This window comes from Paenibacillus sp. NRS-1782 (assembly GCF_050467685.1).
Classification (GTDB): Bacteria; Bacillota; Bacilli; order Paenibacillales; family Paenibacillaceae; genus Paenibacillus; species Paenibacillus terrae_A.
In genome coordinates, this window is the sequence record NZ_JBITPH010000049.1 from 108,024 (window position 1) to 127,529 (window position 19,506).

The following is a 19,506-nucleotide window of genomic DNA, read 5'->3' on the forward strand; positions in this document are numbered from 1 at the left end:
GCTTTGGAAGCCGTTTTTTAAGTCTATAGTATCAAAAATAAATATGGATTCTGGTACATAATAACATTTAATCTGTGAAAGGTGAATCATTTTTTAGTTTTATATTCATTATTTCATTTTCATATTTACGCAAATTAATAAGCTTACAACACCAAAAAAAGCGCATCATCTTTTCAGATCCTGCGCTCTATCTGTTCTTTTTCAAATGAGTGATACCTATACTCCAGTACTGTAAGAACACAAAAGAATCCGTAGCTACTACACCCCTTTGTGAAAGTCCCAGCACACTAAACTACAGGGAGCGTGATTTTAAACTGTGTCCCCTTTCCATGTGTACTGTCTACATGAATAAAGCCTCCGTGATTTTTGATGATCCGATAGCTCACTGCCAATCCCAAGCCGGTACCGCTTTCTTTCGTTGTAAAAAATGGGTCAAATAAACGTGATAATGTATTGTGATCCATTCCCAAACCGTTATCTTCAATGCAAATATGGACATACGAGCCTTCCAGCACTGTATGTATATCAATGCATCCCTTACGGTCCTCTCCGATACCTTCGATGGCATCCATTGCATTTTTGATCATATTGAGAATGACCTGCTTAATTTGCTTTACATCAATCGACACCTTCATGAGCGTACTATTTTCATCCAGTGCGATTTGACAACCCTTCATCAGCGCCTCGCTTTCGGTCAGCATCACAACCTCTTTCAGCAGACCCATCACAGGTACAGCCGTTTTTTGCGGAGCTGAAGGCTTGGACGAATTCAGAAACTCATAAATAATGTCGTTCGCGCGATCTATCTCTGTCAATATTATACGAGCATACTCATCTCTTCCCAGCTCCACCAGATGCGGCCGCAATAATTGAATAAAACCCCGAATAGCGGTAAGCGGGTTACGGATTTCATGAGCGATTGAGGCGGAAATGCGTCCTAACATCGCGAGCTTGTCATTTTGATACGCCGTCTGCTCAATTTGCTTATAATCCGACACATCCTTGACACTGAACAAAAAATCGCCATCCATCTGATCCCCGTAGGTCACTGTAATCAGCCAATGCCGACCATATTCATCAATCAGCTCATGATAGCGCTTTCTATGAAAGATGGTCTCTTTGTATATCTGCATAATTTTCTTCTTCTTAAATCGGCTTAACTCGGGATGATGCAAAATTTGCATCAAGTTGCGGCCTGCCAGCGAACTACGCGGCAGTTCCAGCAGTTTGGCCATTTGCACGTTAATAAAGGTCAGTACACCGTCACTGTCAAACAGCATGATACCACTATCCAGGTTCTCCAGCACATTTTCATACTTGTTATTGGCGATCTGTGTGGGAGGACAAGCTCCCACGGTATCAAGCAAGGCTTCTTGGAATTCACTGATCATGCCAGGCTTCCCCCTTGTTTCGGAATGATAAACTGGCCGTATCGGACGCTTAACATTTTTTGAAGAAGAGAAAGACATCATCTATCGACTACCCTTCAACGGTTAGAAAACAGATTCATAAAATCCCGGTCATCTCTTTCCAATTGAAAGTCTAATTTTATGATAGACAAGACTTAGGATTCCAGTCAATCGGAAAAAGTGTCGAATTCACATTTTTATCCTGTTTTCTTTCGTCATAATATCTACGCAACATTACCAAAAACGAAATAATAAGTTAGGAATAAGCGCCCTACACACCAAAAAAGCTCTCTAGGTGTGAGAGCTTCTTTGGTGTGTAGGATGTCAACTGCCGCTCTTATTGTGCTGAAGCCGAGAGCGTCTCTGGCTCATAACAGCCAGTCTTCTCTTGAGCTCTCCCTGCCATTTTTCATCGTTCATCTGCTTTGCTACCGTCAATAAATCCAGAGACATGTCAATTTGGCGCTTCACAATTTCAAACGCATCTTCACTCTCTCGATTCACACAATTCTCAAATATCGTATCATCATCTTCCATGACGTAGTCCTGAAAATCAATCTCGCTTGCCCCGTCTCCATGTGCATACTCCGCCAAAATTTCATACTCATTCTCGACTTTATAATGGACCTCAATGCGACGACATACCGGGCAAAACAGCAAAGGAACATTATGAACTTGGGTGCGGTAATGCTTCAGCGTTCCCTTGGTTCCTACCATGCTTGCTCCACAGCAATAACTCATCCGGGCTCAGCCTCCTCTGAACAAAACCTGTTCCGCCTTGTTTATCCTCTATGTTACCTTATTCGCTTTCACCAGTCGAAATTCCTCCAAAACACAGTAACATTTCCACAATTATTTCTTATTTCATCCTGTACTGTTCACTTCAAACACACACAATTATAAAATCTTTTCCTGCATAACATAGGCAAGCAAGCCCCCAATGTCGGTAAAAAACCGCTTGTTGGGGGCTTGCAAGTTTAATGTTCAACTTCTTCTGAAGTTTGTATTACAGGTTCTTGTCGCCTGGTCTCCAGTTCATTGCGCACAAGCCGCCAGATTGCAAAGCTTGCAGTACACGCAATGTTTCTTCTACACTACGACCTACGTCGTTGTGATTAACCACTTGATATTTCAATTCGCCTTCAGGATCAATGATGAACAAACCGCGCAATGCAATTCCTTCTTCTTCGATCAGGACGCCATAATCGCTTGCTGTTTTTTTCGTGATATCAGAAGCCAACGGGAAGTTCAGTTTGCCCAATCCGTTGTTTTCTTTTGCTGTGTTGATCCATGCTTTGTGGCTGTGTACGGAGTCTACACTGATACCCAGAATTTCAGTATCCAGCTCTTTAAATTGGTCAGCAGCATCGCTCAATGCTGTGATTTCTGTTGGGCACACAAAAGTGAAATCCAGTGGATAGAAGAAGAACACGAGCCATTTGCCACGGTAATCGGAAAGCTTCACCGAACCAAATTCTTGACCGTCCCCAGTCACTGTTTCCAATGCAAAATCAGGTGCGGGTCTTCCTACCAATCTTTCTGCCATAATATGAAATCCTCCTTTTAAAATATGTAAGAAAAACACCAAATATGTTTTCCTCAATCATCTGTATTGTATTAAAACAACCTACTTGATAAATGTTATCATTCGCAGAAATCAAAGTCAATATTGTAACCATTACTTTTTTAGAATTATTTTAAACTAGGTTTTGAAAATTCACAATTTATACACATTCACCAGGTTGTACACTTCCGGATATAACAGCAGCCCCTGATGGCTCAGGAGCTGCTGTATCATGCACTTGCTGTATAATCAGCTACCTTGTTTCAAGGAAGCCTCTAAGCTTTTATCGAATAGCCGCTGCAATCAGATCACCCATTTGGGTTGTCGAGATGGCCTTGGATTTATCCACCGCGATATCGGCTGTGCGATGTCCGGCATCCAGTACCTCAGCGACCGCCTTTTCAATGGCATCAGCAGCTTTCTCATATGCAAAGGTCATACGGAACATTAAAGCAACGGACAGGATGGTTGCAATCGGGTTGGCCAGTCCTTGACCCGCAATGTCCGGTGCCGAGCCGTGGACCGGCTCGTACAGACCGAAGCTGCCTTCCCCGAGAGAAGCGGAGGACAGCATACCGATGGACCCGGTCAGCATAGCCGCTTCATCACTAAGGATATCGCCAAACATATTTTCCGTCACGATGACGTCAAAGCTGGACGGCCGACGCAGCAATTGCATTGCGCAGTTATCAACCAGCACATGCTCCAGCTCAACATCCGGATAGTCTACTGCGACCCGGTTAACCACTTCACGCCACAAACGGGAAGTTTCCAGCACGTTGGCCTTGTCCACCGATGCGAGCTTTTTGCGACGCTTTTGGGCAATCTCGAAAGATTGGCGAACAATGCGCTCCACTTCCATTACATTGTATGCGCATGTATCGACAGCTTCCTCACCCTGAGGACTTTCACGTCTGAACTTCTCACCGAAGTAAATGCCGCCCGTCAGCTCGCGCACAACGATCAGATCCGTTCCTTCCAGCACTTCAGGCTTCAGTGTCGATGCGTCCTTGAGACAGTCGAAGACGACAGCCGGACGAAGATTAGAGAACAGGCCCAGCTCTTTGCGTATACCCAGCAGTCCTGTTTCAGGGCGAAGCTCCTTCGGATTGTTATCCCACTTGGGACCACCTACGGCTCCCAACAGTACGGCATCTGCAGATTGGCAGACAGCCAGCGTTTCTTGGGGCAATGGTGTACCCTTCTCATCAATTGCAATTCCACCGAACAGTGCATGCTCCGTTTCAAATGAATGGCCAAACACTTCCTCCGTACGCTTCAAAATTTTCTCTGCCTCAGCGACCACTTCCGGTCCGATTCCGTCCCCAGCTATTACCGCAATCTTTTTCACGTCTGCCATCACGTACACTCCTCTTATTTTACAGCCTTACGGGCGTATTATTTATACCTTCTTTGTAACATATATGGCAGGGCTTTGACCAAGATATAGAATCTATCAATTTAATAGGCTTAGCCTATAAGCTGAAAATCTGTAATACGTCAAAACAAAACAGGACCGGAAACACCCGATCCTGTAAACTCCAAATGGCTTGATTCGCAGCCATTAGGACTTATAATCTACACGATTGCTGTAGTTTTTACGCTTGTCGATCAAGCCATTCAATGCATCCACATAAGCGCGGGCACTTGCTTCCAGAATGTCAGTGCTTACCCCACGTCCCTGTACAGACAGATCGTTTTGGGTCAACACGACATGCACTTCACCCAGAGCATCCTTACCTTGGGTAACAGACTTGATCGAGTAATCCGAAAGAACGACTACCTCACTGCTGGCTTGGTCAATCGCATTGTAAATCGCATCCACCGAGCCGTTCCCTTCAGCTTCCGTCTCAATAACCTGACCTTCGTCGGTAACCAAACGTACCTTGGCGGAAGGTGTAGCCTCGTTGCCATATGTTACGAAAATCGTTTCCAGCTTGAAGACTTCCGGTGAATCGGCCAGTTTTTCTTCCAGTAGTGCCAGGATATCATCATCCGATACTTCTTTCTTCCTATCAGCCAAATCCTTGAACTGTCCGAAAGAGCGGTTCAGCTCCTCCTCGCTCAATTCGTAGCCCAACTCGATCAAGCGTTCGCGGAAAGCATGGCGACCGGAATGCTTGCCCAGTACCAGCTTGCTCTCCTTCAGACCAATACTTTCTGGCGTCATGATTTCGTAGGTCGTTTTTTCCTTCAACATGCCATCCTGGTGAATACCCGATTCATGTGCAAAAGCATTCGCTCCAACAATCGCCTTGTTACCCGGCACAACCATGCCCGTTAGGCGACTGACCATACGGCTTGTACGTGCAATCTCGGACAGTTGCAGAGACGTTTTGACCTGGAAAAATTCCTGTCTCGTCTCCAGTGCCATTGCGATTTCCTCAATAGCGGTATTTCCGGCGCGTTCACCGATACCGTTAATGGTGCCCTCAATCTGATCCGCCCCGTTCAGGATCGCAGCCAGTGTATTGGCCGTAGCCATTCCCAGGTCGTTGTGACAATGTGCGCTCAGTTGAACCTTTTCCACATCAACCACATTCTCCTTAACATGCTTGAAAATGTTGCCGTATTCATAGGGTGTCAAGTAACCCACGGTATCCGGAATATTGACGACAGACACACCTTCCTGTACAGCCATGGTGACCATTTCCACCACAAAATCAAGCTCTGTACGACCTGCATCCTCCAGAGAAAATTCTACCTTTGGCAAATATTTTAACCCGTAACGAATGGCTGAACGAGCGGTTTCTAATACCTGTGCCTTCTCCATCCGCAGCTTATGCTGACGGTGAATCGGAGAGGTTGCCAAAAAGATATGGATACATGGGTCCTGAGCTCCCTTAAGTGCCTCGCGGACCGCATCAATATCCTGTTCCCTCGCACGTGAAAGACCAATAACCGTTGAATTTTTGACAGCCTTGGCAACTGCATTGACAGCAGCCAGGTCGCCCGGAGAAGCAGCCGGGAACCCAGCTTCCATACGGTCAATACCCAGTTTTTCCAACTGATGGGCGATCTCTACTTTCTCACGGGTATTCAAGTTCACACCAGGTGACTGTTCTCCGTCTCTCAACGTTGTGTCAAATATATATATTTTGCGCAACCTAACGCACCTCCCTCAGGATAGAAGCATTAAATTACAATGCGGCTCACGCAATAAGCAGGGCCGCATTGTAATATTACATTATGAATGAATCATATTGTCGAACTCGTTGTACAAAAAGATCTTATTTTTTGATCCAGTGCATCATTTCGCGCAATTGTCCGCCCACCACTTCAATCGGATGGTTAGCTTCATTACGGCGAGTAGCCGTCAGGAATGCACGTCCGGATTGATTTTCAAGGATAAAGTCACGAGCAAATTTACCTTGTTGAATGTCAGTCAATACGTCCTTCATTGCTTTCTTTGTATCTTCTGTTACGATACGTGGTCCAGTTACATAGTCGCCATATTCCGCTGTGTTACTGATGGAATCGCGCATTGTTGCCAATCCGCCTTCATACATCAGGTCAACGATCAGCTTAAGCTCATGCAAGCATTCGAAGTAAGCCATCTCAGGAGCATATCCTGCTTCAGTCAACGTTTCAAAGCCCGCTTTTACGAGTGCGCTCACGCCGCCACACAATACCGCTTGCTCACCAAACAGATCTGTTTCCGTTTCTTCACGGAAGGAGGTTTCGATCACGCCTGCACGTGTACAGCCAATACCCTTGGCATAAGCAAGACCGATTTCTTTCGCTTGACCTGTTGCATCCTGCTCGATTGCGATCAGACCCGGTACGCCAAAGCCTTCTACATAGGTACGACGTACCATATGACCAGGGGATTTTGGAGCAACCAGCAGTACATCGCTATCTTTAGGAGCAACGATTTGTCCGAAATGAACGTTGAAGCCATGGGAGAATAAAAGCGCTGCACCTTTTTTCAGGTTAGGTTCAATTTCATTTTTGTATACGGAAGCTTGTGTTTCATCTGGCAACAAAATTTGAACCACATCTGCACGGCTTGTTGCATCAGCCACGTTCAGAACTTCAAAACCGTCGTTTCTTGCAACATCTGCCGATTTGCCTTCACGCAAACCGATAACAACATTCAGACCACTATCACGCAAGTTTTGTGCTTGAGCATGTCCTTGGCTACCGTAACCGATAACGGCAACTGTTTTTCCTTTCAATACGCTGAGCTCTGCATCTTTTTCGTAGTACGTTGTAACTGCCATGGTTAATTTCCTCCTTTTAATTGGACCCTTCATAATGAGCGGGTACTCCAAGAGACTCTGCCTCGTTACCCAAAATTTGAAAATCTCTTCGAGTCCCCGCTCTTATGCGGGCGGTTCTTTATTGATGTAATGCGCTATAAGCGGTAATTCGTTAAAGCTCCGTATTAAGCATTGCCACGTATCATGGCCGTAACCCCGGTTCGGGTCAGCTCACGAATACCGTAAGGCTTCAACAGCTCGATCATGGCATCAATTTTTTCGGTATCACCAATGACCTGAACAATCAAGCTCGTCGTTCCAACATCAACTACGGCTGCTCTGAACGTTTCCACGACGCCCATAATTTCTGGCCGCTGAGGTGGTTCTGCCTTCACCTTTATCATCGCCAACTCCCGTGCAACCATCGGCTTGGAGCTAAGATCAATAACCTTGATGACATCAACCAGCTTGTAAAGCTGCTTCTCGATCTGCTCCAGATTGTTCTTATCTCCTATAGTCACAATGACCATACGAGATAATCCCGCTTCCTCCGATTGACCCACGGTAATGCTCTCAATGTTAAAGCCACGGCGACCGAACAGGCCGGACACACGCTGCAAAACGCCGGGATGATCATTTACCAGTACAGCAATGGTATTTTTAGTCGTCATTTTACTCGTCCCCCATCAGCATTTGATCAATCGTCGAACCTTGCGTCACCATCGGATATACATTCTCTTCCTTGCTGACCACAAACTCGACAACGACCGGTCCGGGTGTATCAAGCGCCTCCTGCCAAGCCCGACGTGCCTCTTCCTTATTCGTAGCACGCAGTCCTTTTACGCCATATGCCTCAGCCAGCTTCACAAAATCCGGGCTTCCGGCCAGATCAATATGGCTATAGCGATTGTCATAGATCAATTCCTGCCATTGTCGAACCATCCCCAGCACCTGATTGTTGATAATTACGATTTTGACCGGGATGTTATTGATTGCACAAATGGCCAGCTCCTGCGAACACATCTGCATGCCGCCGTCTCCGTTAATCGAGATAACCAGTCTGTCGGGATTTGCCATCTGAGCACCGATCGCGGAAGGGAAACCAAATCCCATCGTCCCCAGCCCACCGGATGTTACCCATGAGCGCGGCTGATTGAATTTATAATACTGCGCCGCCCACATTTGATGCTGACCCACGTCCGTCGTTACGATTGCGCCGCCTTTGGTCGTTTCATCCAGCAGCTCGACAACCCATTGTGGCTTAAGCACTGTATCCGAATCCTTATAAGAATAAGGCTTCTCATTTTTCCATTGTTGAATTTGTGCTCTCCACGCATCCGCTTGATTCGCACGTTTCACATCCTGGTTCAGCAATTCCAGTACCGCCTTCACATCCCCTACAATCGGAATATCTGTCGGTACGTTTTTGCCGATTTCAGCAGGATCAATATCAATATGAACGATTTTGGCGTGAGGAGCAAAGCCGTCCAGCTTGCCTGTCACCCGGTCATCAAAGCGGGCACCGATACAGATTAGCAAATCCGACTGTTGAATCGCCAGATTGGAGGTGTACGTTCCGTGCATCCCCGGCATTCCCGTCCACAATTCATGACCACTTGGGAAACCGCCCAATCCCAGCAATGTTGTCGTAATCGGAATTTCCGTTTTGCGAACAAACTCGTAAAGTGCCTCGTGTCCGCCGGAGTATACAACCCCGCCACCTGCCAGAATAAATGGGCGTTTTGCTTCAGCAATAGCCTGAGTCAGCTTGTCTAGCTGTATTTTGTTTGGCAATACCTTCGGGTTATAACCTCGCATGGTCACAGGTCCCGTTTGCGGAACAAATAGCGTTTGGGCTGCCGATATATCCTTCGGAATATCAATCAGTACCGGACCCTTGCGACCCGTGTTGGCAATATGGAATGCCTCATGAATGATTCGCGGCAGATCCTCTACATCTCTTACCAGATAGCTGTGCTTCGTAATCGGCATCGTGATTCCCGTAATATCGGCTTCCTGAAAAGCATCTGTGCCGATTAGAGAGGATATAACGTTGCCTGTGATGACCACTAACGGCACCGAATCCATAAAGGCCGTCGCAATACCAGTTACCAGATTAGTTGCTCCAGGTCCGGAAGTCGCGATACAGACGCCCACTTTACCGCTGGCACGTGCGTAACCATCCGCCGCATGAATGGCTCCTTGCTCGTGACGGGTGAGGACATGCTTGAAATCCTCAAAGCCGTACATGGCATCATAAATGTAAAGCACTGCACCACCGGGGTATCCGAAGACACAATCTACTCCCTCCAGCAACAGGCTACGGAGCAAAATTTCCGAACCTGTAATCACTTCAGGTTTCATCCACTTTTCACGTAATTCATCGGTTGACCGAACTTCAGGAATTTGTGCACTCATTGGTCATCCTCCTTTACAAAATTTACATACATCTGACATTTGTAAAAACAAAAAAACCTTCCATCCCTAGAACAGACTTGCTGTTACTGAGGGACGAAAGGCTATAGCTTCCGTGGTACCACCCGTATTTGCCCGATATTTCGCAATATCGAACCTTGGCAGGTACAGAAATCACAAGGGATCTCCATATCTGGCGTCTGTAACGTAGACCGTACGATTTTCCCTAATAGGTGATTCAGCGCACCGCTAAATATCATCGGGCCCAAATACTTTTCAGGAAAACAGCTCCAAGGTGAGCTCGTTAAAAAGGGATTTTGGTGAAGCTTGCAGCTAATGCCTCACTCTCTGAACAAAAGAGCCCTAATCACTTCGTCCTTTTCATTGCCGTTGAGTTCATGTCATTCTTTCAAATGTTTAGACACATTATATGTCCCCCATCTAGGATAGTCAATACCCAGATTTCATAAAAATTTATGTTTTTTCTCCGGGGTACCTCTGAATCGCACGCTTGCAAGAGGTATCCGCATATTATAAAAAAGACCACACGGCGAGACTGTGCGCACCTCCAAAGCTGCGTCTTGCCTGCTAAAAGGGTGGAAAAGGAGGCCCGCTTATGATCCGCAAACGCAGCGCCCAGGATGACAGCATGATCCTTCGCCTGATTGAGCAAGAGCTTGTTCCCCTATCGCATTTAAGCGCACAAGAAATGGACCAAATTCGTAAAGAATTACCCCGGCGCTTAAACCGGGGCATCACTTTTGTCGCTTGCAGGCCAGATAATGCGAAGCCTGTCGGCTTCATTCATGTTATGCTGCATGGAGAGCTGCTATATATTGATTTGATCGCAATCTCTTCGTCTTATCAAGGCCAGCGCTACGGAAAAAAACTGCTGGAGCATGCCGAGCAATACGGACGTCTACGACGCTGCAAGCGAGCAAAAGTCATGGTAGACGAAGACAATATCCGTGGAATCCGCTTTTATCTGCGCAACCAGTACCAAATGCTACGATACGTCTCCCTGAGCCGATGCCATGAACTTGAAAAGGCATTGTGAAAATGTACCTTCTACATCTCATAATCCCATTAGCCTAGAATACATTGGGGTAAGACGGATAACCTGATCCGGGGTATCCCCCATCTGTATATGGGCCGTACTGAGGGGCACCGTATCCCGGACCGCCATATCCTGGTCCCCCATAACCTGCTCCGTAACCGCCATATGCACCAATGTAAGGAGCCGTGCCGATGGCAAGCAAGTCAAACAGCACCAGGGGAATAATTGCCTTCGTCTTTACTTTTTTCTTACGGTTTGGCTGAAGAATCAGTCGGTTACCCGAAATGCGAATCAGCTTGCCGCTGACTTGGGAACCATCCTTGCGAGTAGCCAGAATGACTTTACCGACAAGCTTCTCCACCTGCTTTCTGGTTACTGCCTGTTTCATCGTATTTCCTCCTTCTTTCTCAACGAATGGACAGATTGAATGGCTCCTTGATAGCTCACCGCCACCACAAAACAGACTGGAGCTGACAGGGGCCGAGCGTCGTCCAATCTGCATAACACAGTCTATTCCATCCATGCCAGAAGCGTATGTTTAAATGCCTGCACAACCTAAAAAAATCCGGTACCTGCGAATGCAGATACCGGATTTGCGAACAAATACAATTTTCAGATTTCAATACAAACAGTGTTTAGCTGCCCATATACTATTAGCGATTGCTTGGATCATAGAGCTGACCCAAAGCAGCCGGAGCACGCGAACGCCCTACAGCCACTACCAGAACAATAATCGTCAGGAGATACGGCAGCATAAAAATAATTTCCTGGGGAATACTTTGCGACCATGCGAACAACTGCACATAGTTGCGAATGGCCTGAGAAAAGCCAAAAAACACAGCTGCGCCAAAAGCGCCGAGCGGATTCCATTTTCCGAAAATCATAGCGGCAATGGCAATATATCCTTGACCGGATACCGTATTATGCGAAAACATATTTGTCGTCGTCAAGGTGATCGTAGCTCCGCCAATACCAGCCAACGCACCGCTGATCATGACCCCGATATAACGCAGCCGATTTACCTTGATACCAACGGTATCCGCAGCGCCTGGATGCTCACCCACAGAACGCAACCGCAAGCCGAACGGCGTTTTATACAATGTAAAATATCCAATAATGACTAATAATATGGCCAAATAGGTCGTCGGATAGGCTTGGAAAAAGGCTTTTCCCAAAATCGGAATATCTACTAGATAGGGAATGGATATTTCGCTAAACCCCTGAATTCGCCCAGTATCGCCATCACCCTCAAATAAAAGCTTAACCATGTATAGCGTACTGCCTGCCGCCAAAAAGTTGATAACAATCCCGCTAATGACCTGATCGGCTTTAAACGTAATTGAGGCTACAGCATGAATCAACGAAACCAGAATACCGAATACCGCCGCCGACAGCACACCTACCCAAGCCGCAGAGGTTCCCCCCAGTCCTGCTTGTTCCGCATAAAATCCGCCTACACCCGCTGCAAACGCCCCGAACACCATAAGACCTTCCAGACCGAGGTTCGTTACACCGGATTTTTCCGAAAAAACTCCGCCGAGAGACGCAAATATAATCGCTGTCGCAAAAACGAGCGTTGTATGGATTAATTCACCAAGTGTTAACCAACTCATTTTACAACACCTTCTCTTTCTTCCGCTTGGAGTAGAGCGGCTTTACAACCCAACGTACAATTCCCTGGGCTGCAATAAAGAAAATAATCGAGCCGATGACAATCCGAATAATTTCGGGCGGCACATCCGCGCTAAAGCTCATCCCCGCAGAACCATACGTGAGCGTTCCGAACAAAACAGAGCCCAGCAGCACACCAAACGGATTATTCATCCCAATGAGCGCTACCGCGATACCATCAAAGCCGGTTCCCGGCGATCCTGCCATGACGGATTGATAATGGAATACACCCAGCACTTCAAAGGCACCCGCCAAGCCGGCAAAAACACCACTAATGAACATCGCTTTTACGATATTGCGATTCACACTCATACCTGCATAGCGGGATGCGTCCTGATTAAATCCGACAGCACGCAACTCGTAGCCTTGTTTGGTTTTCCACAAGAAAATATAGAAAAACACTGCTGCCAGCACAGCAATGACGGTTCCCCAATGAACCCGGGCATTTCCCATCATCTGTGACAGCCATTCAATCGAAATCGAAGCGGAAGGCAGAATATCCACGGAACGATTTTCACCTTCCATGAGTGCGAACTGGTTAATCACCAGGTTAGCCAAATACAGACCAATCCAGTTCATCATAATACAGGTGATAACCTCATTAACGCCACGCTTGGCCTTCAAATAGCCAGCAATTGCAGCCCATAGACCCCCGAATACCGCCCCGGCAATGATCGCCAGCGGCGCATGTATAATAGCAGGCAGTCCATGCAGCTTGATGCCCACAATCGAAGCAGCCGTCATACCCACCAGAAATTGACCTTCACCGCCGATATTAAACAATCCGGCACGAGCCGCAAAAGCAAATGCCAATCCTGTCAAAATCAGTGGAGTCATTTCACGGATAGCCTCACCAAAGTTGTATGAGTCTCCGTACACACGGCTAAATAGTGCAGAATATGCAACAATGGGATCGTAGCCGCCAATCAGCATCACGACAGCCCCCAGAAGAAGCCCCAAAATAATAGAGACCAGCGCCAGAACAAAGGAGTCTTTTGTAAATATTTTCAATAGGTTAGCCATTCTCTACTCCTTTCTTCACTGCACTTCCGGCCATCATCAATCCCAATTCCTGATCATTCGTTTCTTCCGGCAGCACTTCCCCGACAATCTTGCCTTCATACATGACAGCAATTCGGTCGGATACATTCATAATTTCATCCAACTCAAAGGAAATGAGCAATACTGCTTTGCCTTGATCCCGCTGGGCAATCAGTTGTTTCTGGACAAACTCAATCGCTCCAACATCCAACCCACGTGTAGGCTGGGCCGCAATGAGCAGGTCTGGGTTTTTATCGATTTCACGCGCAATGATTGCCTTTTGCTGATTACCGCCGGATAACGCTCTTGCCTTGGTATGAATATCCGGTGTTCTCACATCAAATTTCTCAATGAGACTTTTCGCCTGCTTATCAATAGCCTCTTTGTTCAAAAAGCCGTTTTTACTGTAAGGAGCCTGATAGTACGTCTCCAGAACCATGTTTTCGCTCATGGAAAAATCAAGTACCAACCCGTGCTTATGCCGATCCTCCGGGATATGCGAAACGCCTGCCTCTGAAATTTTACGTGGCGACTGATTCGTCATTTCTTGTCCGAGCAATCGGATGTGTCCGCCATCGACCTTACGTAGACCAGTCAAAGCTTCAATCAGCTCACTCTGTCCATTGCCATCCACTCCGGCGATTCCTAAAATCTCACCTGCCTTGACTTGCAGGTTCAGCTCATTGAGAACACTAATGCCATCCTTGTTTTTAGAGACCACTTGGCTCATTTCCAGCACGGTTTGTCCCGGCTGGGCAGCCTGCTTGTCCACTTTAAAGGACACACGGCGACCTACCATTTTCTCCGCCAGATCATTCGGCGTCGTTTCCGATGTCTTGACCGTGTTAATAACCTGACCCCGGCGAATAATCGTAACTGTATCTGCAATTTGCATGATTTCTTTAAGTTTATGAGTGATCAGAATAATCGACTTGCCTTCAGCTACCAGACGCTTCATAATGTCCAGCAGCTCAATAATTTCCTGTGGAGTCAGTACCGCTGTCGGCTCGTCAAAGATCAGGATATCTGCGCCACGATAAAGCGTTTTTATAATTTCCACACGTTGCTGCATACCGACAGATATATCTTCTATTTTGGCATTCGGATTCACCTGAAGGCCATACTGCTCAGACAATCGCTGTACTTCGGCGGCAGCCTTTTTATAATTGATTTTCAGACCTTTGCGTGGCTCCGAGCCCAGGACAATATTTTCGGTGACAGTAAACGGCTGCACGAGCTTAAAATGCTGATGCACCATGCCAATCCCCAAATCAATCGCCTTATTGGGGCTAGCAATCTGTACTGGTTTTCCACCGATTTCTATCGATCCTTCATCCGGCTGATACAGTCCGAAAAGAATATTCATAAGCGTAGATTTACCCGCACCATTCTCACCCAAAAGGGCATGAATTTCTCCCTTATGCAGCTTGATGCTGATGGAGTCGTTGGCAACGATGCCGGGGAATCGTTTTGTAATTTGCTTTAACTCAACGACGGGGGTCGCTGCATCCATGAGATCACCCTTATATACTTTATAGTATGTGCTCTAATGAGCTGATTTACCGTTATGATCTGTATAACTCCAGACGTAAGAACAAGGCTAGTCTTGTGAACCAGCCTTGTCGCCACCTTTATTCATCTTGCAAGCCAAATCTTATTTCGAAGGAACTGTAATTTCGCCCTTAATAATTTTTTGCTTGTATTGTTCTACGAGATCAAGCACGTCTTTAGGAACGTTTTTACTGGATGTATCTGCCAAGCCAATTCCGTTATCTTTCAGAGCCAGCGTTTCGATTCCGCCCTTAAATTTACCGTCGATAACTTCCTTGGATACGCGTTTTACGGCTTCATCCACACGTTTGACCATTGAAGTCAACGTTACGTCATCACCAAACTCAAGCGATTGGTCTTTATCTACACCGATAACCCATACTTGCTGACCTTGTTGCTTCCGTGCGAGCGCTTCGTTAAATACGCCTGTACCTGATCCGCCAGCTGCGTGAAAAATAATGTCCGCACCGCTGTTGTAGATCGTTGCAGCAGCTGCTTTACCCAGATCCGGCTTATCAAACGCACCTGTGTAGTTTACTTCCAATTTTGCATTTGGATTTACTGCTTTAATACCCGCTTCGAAGCCTTTTTCAAAACGTTTGATCAGCGGGCTATCTTGTCCACCCACAAAACCGATTTTGTTTGTTTTGGTGAGTTTACCAGCTACAACCCCCACCAGGAAGGAACCTTCATTTTCAGCAAAAACAACCGATTTTACATTAGGCACATCTACGACACTGTCGATGATCGCCAGATTTTTGTCCGGGTTGTCTTTCGCTACTTGTCCAATCGCATTTGCCAGATTAAAACCAATACCCCAAGTCAGGTTAAAACCACCCTTAACAAATTGGTTCAGGTTAGGAATATAATCTTGATCCGATTTACTTTGCAGGTATTTAGCCTTGGTACCTGTTTCTTTTTCAATGGCTTGCAATGCTTCCCATGCAGATTGGTTAAACGATTTGTCATTTACGCCACCTACATCTGTAACCATGCCAATTTGGACATTCGATGTTTTGGCAGAACCACCTGTATCTCCGCCGCTTGCGTTGGACGCGCCTTGATTTTTGCTACCGCAGCCTGCGAGAATGACCGAGATCGCTAGCAGCATAACCAAAGACATACTGAACATTTTCTTCATGCTGATACTGTTCCCCCTTAGTGTTAGATCCCTGGACTGTCTCTTTTTTCTGAAAATGGACACGTCGTCATACATGCCATTTACTGTCGAGACAGATCCTATAGAAGACTTACTTTAGAGATTATACAATTATGATCGCCTAAAATCCAGATGATTAATAACCTTGGGTCAATTTTTTTTGAAAATTGATTAATGTAAGCGCTACACCTATTGAAAAATCCATACATTCTGTCATCATGCGTCATGTTTATTCGTATTTTGAATGATTTGAACTTTTTTCATTTCGTTAAGTATGTACAAAAAAAGGCATCCCTACACAGCATACTGCTCGGGATACCTTTTCAACCACTTTCGCGGTTTCAACGTCTTCATTTCAATAATTAAGCGTTGATTTTGCCTTTAGCAACAGTTGCCAAAGAGTTGAACGCATTGATATCGTTGACTGCAAGATCAGCCAGGATTTTGCGGTTAATGTCCACACCAGCCAATTTCAGGCCGTGCATCAGTTTGCTGTAAGACAAACCGTTCAAACGAGCTGCTGCATTGATACGCACGATCCACAGTCTGCGGAAGTTACGTTTCGTCTGACGACGGTCACGGTATGCGTAAACAAGCGATTTCATTACCTGCTCGTTAGCTGTTTTAAAAATGCGGTGTTTGGAACCAAAATAACCTTTAGCAAGCTTCAATACTTTTTTATGACGACGACGAACGACGAATCCGCCCTTTACTCTTGCCATATCAAAAGACCTCCCAAATAATGTTTATGCTTAATTCATTGCCGTGCTGTGTGCTATTTCAGGTTAGCAAGACCTTGTTTCAGACGCTTAACGTCCCCAGGTGCCATCTCAGGGTTAGTACCCAGAACGCGTTTTGCACGTTTGGATTTGTGGGAAAGCAAGTGGTTTTTGTAAGCTTTGTAACGCATTACTTTACCAGTACCGGTAATCTTGAAGCGGCCTTTAAGGCTACTATGTGTTTTCATTTTAGGCATTGAACTTCCTCCTTAATTTGTCATTGACTCTTTGGAGCCAATATCATAATCATGCTGCGTCCTTCGAGCTTGGGTTGGCGCTCCACGGTACAAAGATCAGCAACTTCCACTTTCACACGCTCGAGAATTTTTTGACCCACATTAGCATGGGTAATTTCCCGACCGCGGAAACGAACGGAGCATTTCACCTTGTCCCCTTCATTCAGGAACTTAACCACATTGCGAAACTTGGTCTGGTAGTCATGCTCCTCGATGTTGGAACGGAACCATACCTCTTTGATGTCAACGATCTTCTGGTTTTTACGGGCTTCCTTTTCCTTCTTCTGTTGCTCATAGCGGAATTTTCCGTAATCCATAATCCGACACACGGGCGGCTTCGCTTGAGGCGCCACGTTCACGAGATCCAAGTTTGCGTCAATCGCCATTTGCAGAGCTTCACGAGTCGGTGTAATCCCGATTTGTTCCCCGTTAGCACCAACCAGACGTACTTCTCTCACTCGAATCTCATCATTGATCATATGTTCCTTACTAATAACCCTCCACCTCCAGAACCTGTTATTGTTGTATTGTGTTAAAGCACAAAAAAGGGATGACGACTATGCAGCCGACATCCCTGTCTGATACTCAATTCATCATGAAAGTTAAATTCACAAATCATTGGATCAAGACCAGCCGGCAATACCGGACAGGTGAGAAGTCGGACCTTCTACTTATAATCCATACTTTTCAATTAACATACTCGAACATCTTATCACGCAACTCATCAGAGTGTCAACACATTTATTCAAAGCAGTTGCCACTTAGGAGCTGCGATACACTCATGTCCTTCTGCACTTAGCCCTGCTTACTTTGAACTTCTTCCAGCCTAACGACACGCGTATGCTGGGTGTGGCTCCATTGCTTGTTGTTTTGCGTGAAGAACGCATAGAACGTAATCGGATACCACGAAATCAGATAGACAGGGAACAGCAGCAAATAAAGATACACTTTTTTGAACGTGACCTTCTCCAGAATCATCGCAATCACAAAGGTTGAAATGTTCAACCCAACTGCTATAACACCGGTCCAGGCCGGAAATTGCACATAGATATTTTCAATGTTAGGTCCCCCGAAGAACGCAATATCCACCCACATCGCTGCTGTCATCAAGAAAGTAAACAGTACGATATACACATTCAGACCATAGAGAGCCATATCGAATTTAATCAGACTTCTATGCTTGATGCTCTGCCACATCAGTGGGAAGAAATAACGGCGAGCGACTGTAAAGTGACCCTGCATCCAGCGCAGACGTTGTCTGGAGGAAGCTTTAAAAGTCAACGGCTTCTCGTCATATACCTTGGCATCATAATTGAATCTTGGATATACATTGCGTTGCGTACAGCGCATGGTAAACTCCAGATCCTCTACCAGACTCGTCGCGCCCCAGCCCATTTCCTTGAGCAGGTTCGTTTCAAAACACATGCCTGTACCACCAAGGAAGTTAGCCATGTTCAGGTTGTGACGTGACAGCTGCCACAGACGGTTGATGTACCAGTAAGATACTCCGTATGCCGCAGTAATCCATGAATCCTCAGGATTCTTCGTATCAATGTACCCCTGGATAACACGGGCACCTGTGCACAAGTCGTTGTTCATTTCACTTAAGAAATTCGTATGTGCCAAATTGTCAGCATCGAACATGACAATCGCATCATATTGACGTGGCAATGCCCACAATTCCTTGAGCATCCACTCAATGGCGTAGCCTTTACCACGCAAATTCGGATTCGTACGTTCACAAGCATTCATGCCGTGTGCGCGAACGATATCCGCCGTCTTGTCCGTACAGTTATCACAAATAACGAATACATCGTACAGTTCCTTAGGATAATCAAGCTGCTTCAAGTTCTCCATCAATGCTCCAACAACCTGTTCCTCGTTGTGGGCAGCGACCAAAATGGCAAATGATTTTTCCGGAGCCGCATGCTCTTTTCTTTTTTTGCGAACCAGACCGAACAAGGAGAATCCAAACTGATAGACCGCGATCAGCGCCAGAATAATCTGGAGCGTCACAAAAATGGCGTCTAACATAATCTCTTGTTACCCCCTTTTTATACCCCTTAAAAATCTTGCGTTTGTTTGTTTTCTATCTCTGTAGCGCAAGTTGCGGCGTTTTGGGCGCCTTTTTTTGTAGTTTTTGACCCGACCCTTGCTTTTCTCATTGACTGTGCGCAGTCCCCTTTTGGCTGACACAGGAACGCCATTACGATTTTCGTTGGTTTTCAATCTTTTGTCAAAGCCTATAAACCGTTCTCAGCAGCAAAAAAACACGACAAACTCCCGTTTGAACCAGGAATACGACGCTGATCCTTTCATACATGACGGTAGGTCTTATTTTCATCCATTTGCTAACTTTTTATTTCTTTAGTCCCTCCTTATTTGTGGTCCATTTAACAGCCACTTCTAAATACTCTATCGT

The 19,506-nt window shown here is 46.0% G+C and carries 18 protein-coding genes; 1 reads left to right on the top strand and 17 read right to left on the bottom strand.

The genetic code is table 11. The features are described 5' to 3' along the window. Positions 1-287: 287 nt before the first annotated feature. From ACIFQM_RS19255 to ilvB, 8 genes are all read right to left on the bottom strand, one after another. Positions 288-1,391 (bottom strand): ATP-binding protein, encoded by a 1,104-nt coding sequence (locus tag ACIFQM_RS19255; protein ID WP_430040950.1) that lies wholly within the window; start codon positions 1,389-1,391, stop codon positions 288-290. Between the two features lie 342 nt (positions 1,392-1,733). Further along, a complete protein-coding gene (locus ACIFQM_RS19260; protein WP_064963921.1) occupies positions 1,734-2,150 on the bottom strand; it encodes a hypothetical protein in 417 nt (138 codons plus the stop codon). A 265-nt stretch (positions 2,151-2,415) separates the two neighbouring features. Further along, positions 2,416-2,955, bottom strand: coding sequence for a peroxiredoxin (locus tag ACIFQM_RS19265; protein ID WP_430040949.1), 540 nt, complete (start codon positions 2,953-2,955; stop codon positions 2,416-2,418). A 301-nt stretch (positions 2,956-3,256) separates the two neighbouring features. After that, a complete protein-coding gene (gene leuB / locus ACIFQM_RS19270) occupies positions 3,257-4,333 on the bottom strand; it encodes a 3-isopropylmalate dehydrogenase (protein ID WP_430040948.1) in 1,077 nt (358 codons plus the stop codon). A 204-nt stretch (positions 4,334-4,537) separates the two neighbouring features. Then, complete coding sequence (locus ACIFQM_RS19275) at positions 4,538-6,079, bottom strand: 2-isopropylmalate synthase (protein WP_430040947.1); 1,542 nt, start codon at positions 6,077-6,079, stop codon at positions 4,538-4,540. A 124-nt stretch (positions 6,080-6,203) separates the two neighbouring features. After that, entirely contained in the window at positions 6,204-7,196 is a 993-nt protein-coding gene (ilvC, locus tag ACIFQM_RS19280; RefSeq protein ID WP_014280566.1) for a ketol-acid reductoisomerase, read from the bottom strand. 164 nt (positions 7,197-7,360) lie between these two features. Continuing rightward, a complete protein-coding gene (gene ilvN, locus ACIFQM_RS19285) occupies positions 7,361-7,846 on the bottom strand; it encodes an acetolactate synthase small subunit (RefSeq protein WP_430040946.1) in 486 nt (161 codons plus the stop codon). 1 nt (position 7,847) lies between these two features. Then, complete coding sequence (gene ilvB / locus ACIFQM_RS19290) at positions 7,848-9,593, bottom strand: biosynthetic-type acetolactate synthase large subunit (protein WP_430040945.1); 1,746 nt, start codon at positions 9,591-9,593, stop codon at positions 7,848-7,850. 613 nt (positions 9,594-10,206) lie between these two features. Here ilvB and ACIFQM_RS19295 point away from each other — a divergent pair. Continuing rightward, positions 10,207-10,647 (top strand): GNAT family N-acetyltransferase, encoded by a 441-nt coding sequence (locus tag ACIFQM_RS19295; protein ID WP_430040944.1) that lies wholly within the window; start codon positions 10,207-10,209, stop codon positions 10,645-10,647. 34 nt (positions 10,648-10,681) lie between these two features. Here the strand turns inward: ACIFQM_RS19295 and ACIFQM_RS19300 are convergent, their stop codons facing one another. The 9 genes from ACIFQM_RS19300 to ACIFQM_RS19340 form a co-directional block, all read right to left on the bottom strand. Continuing rightward, positions 10,682-11,035 (bottom strand): hypothetical protein, encoded by a 354-nt coding sequence (locus ACIFQM_RS19300; protein WP_430040943.1) that lies wholly within the window; start codon positions 11,033-11,035, stop codon positions 10,682-10,684. Positions 11,036-11,300: 265 nt separating this feature from the next. Further along, positions 11,301-12,260, bottom strand: a complete 960-nt coding sequence (locus tag ACIFQM_RS19305; protein ID WP_430040942.1) for an ABC transporter permease — start codon at positions 12,258-12,260, stop codon at positions 11,301-11,303. 1 nt (position 12,261) lies between these two features. After that, a complete protein-coding gene (locus tag ACIFQM_RS19310) occupies positions 12,262-13,341 on the bottom strand; it encodes an ABC transporter permease (protein ID WP_430040941.1) in 1,080 nt (359 codons plus the stop codon). Then, positions 13,334-14,872: an ABC transporter ATP-binding protein gene (locus tag ACIFQM_RS19315; RefSeq protein WP_430040940.1), complete on the bottom strand. Its 1,539-nt coding sequence runs from the start codon at positions 14,870-14,872 to the stop codon at positions 13,334-13,336. The genes ACIFQM_RS19310 and ACIFQM_RS19315 overlap by 8 nt, the downstream gene beginning before the upstream one ends. 141 nt (positions 14,873-15,013) lie before the next feature. After that, a complete protein-coding gene (locus ACIFQM_RS19320; protein ID WP_430040939.1) occupies positions 15,014-16,051 on the bottom strand; it encodes a BMP family lipoprotein in 1,038 nt (345 codons plus the stop codon). A gap of 380 nt (positions 16,052-16,431) precedes the next feature. Beyond that, entirely contained in the window at positions 16,432-16,791 is a 360-nt protein-coding gene (rplT, locus tag ACIFQM_RS19325) for a 50S ribosomal protein L20 (protein WP_007429517.1), read from the bottom strand. Between the two features lie 53 nt (positions 16,792-16,844). Then, complete coding sequence (gene rpmI / locus ACIFQM_RS19330; protein ID WP_013309379.1) at positions 16,845-17,045, bottom strand: 50S ribosomal protein L35; 201 nt, start codon at positions 17,043-17,045, stop codon at positions 16,845-16,847. A 20-nt stretch (positions 17,046-17,065) separates the two neighbouring features. After that, positions 17,066-17,563 (bottom strand): translation initiation factor IF-3, encoded by a 498-nt coding sequence (infC, locus tag ACIFQM_RS19335; protein ID WP_014280557.1) that lies wholly within the window; start codon positions 17,561-17,563, stop codon positions 17,066-17,068. Positions 17,564-17,879: 316 nt separating this feature from the next. Next, positions 17,880-19,118 carry a glycosyltransferase family 2 protein gene (locus ACIFQM_RS19340; RefSeq protein ID WP_430040938.1) on the bottom strand — a complete coding sequence of 413 codons (1,239 nt, stop codon included), beginning with the start codon at positions 19,116-19,118 and terminating at the stop codon, positions 17,880-17,882. Positions 19,119-19,506: the final 388 nt, after the last annotated feature.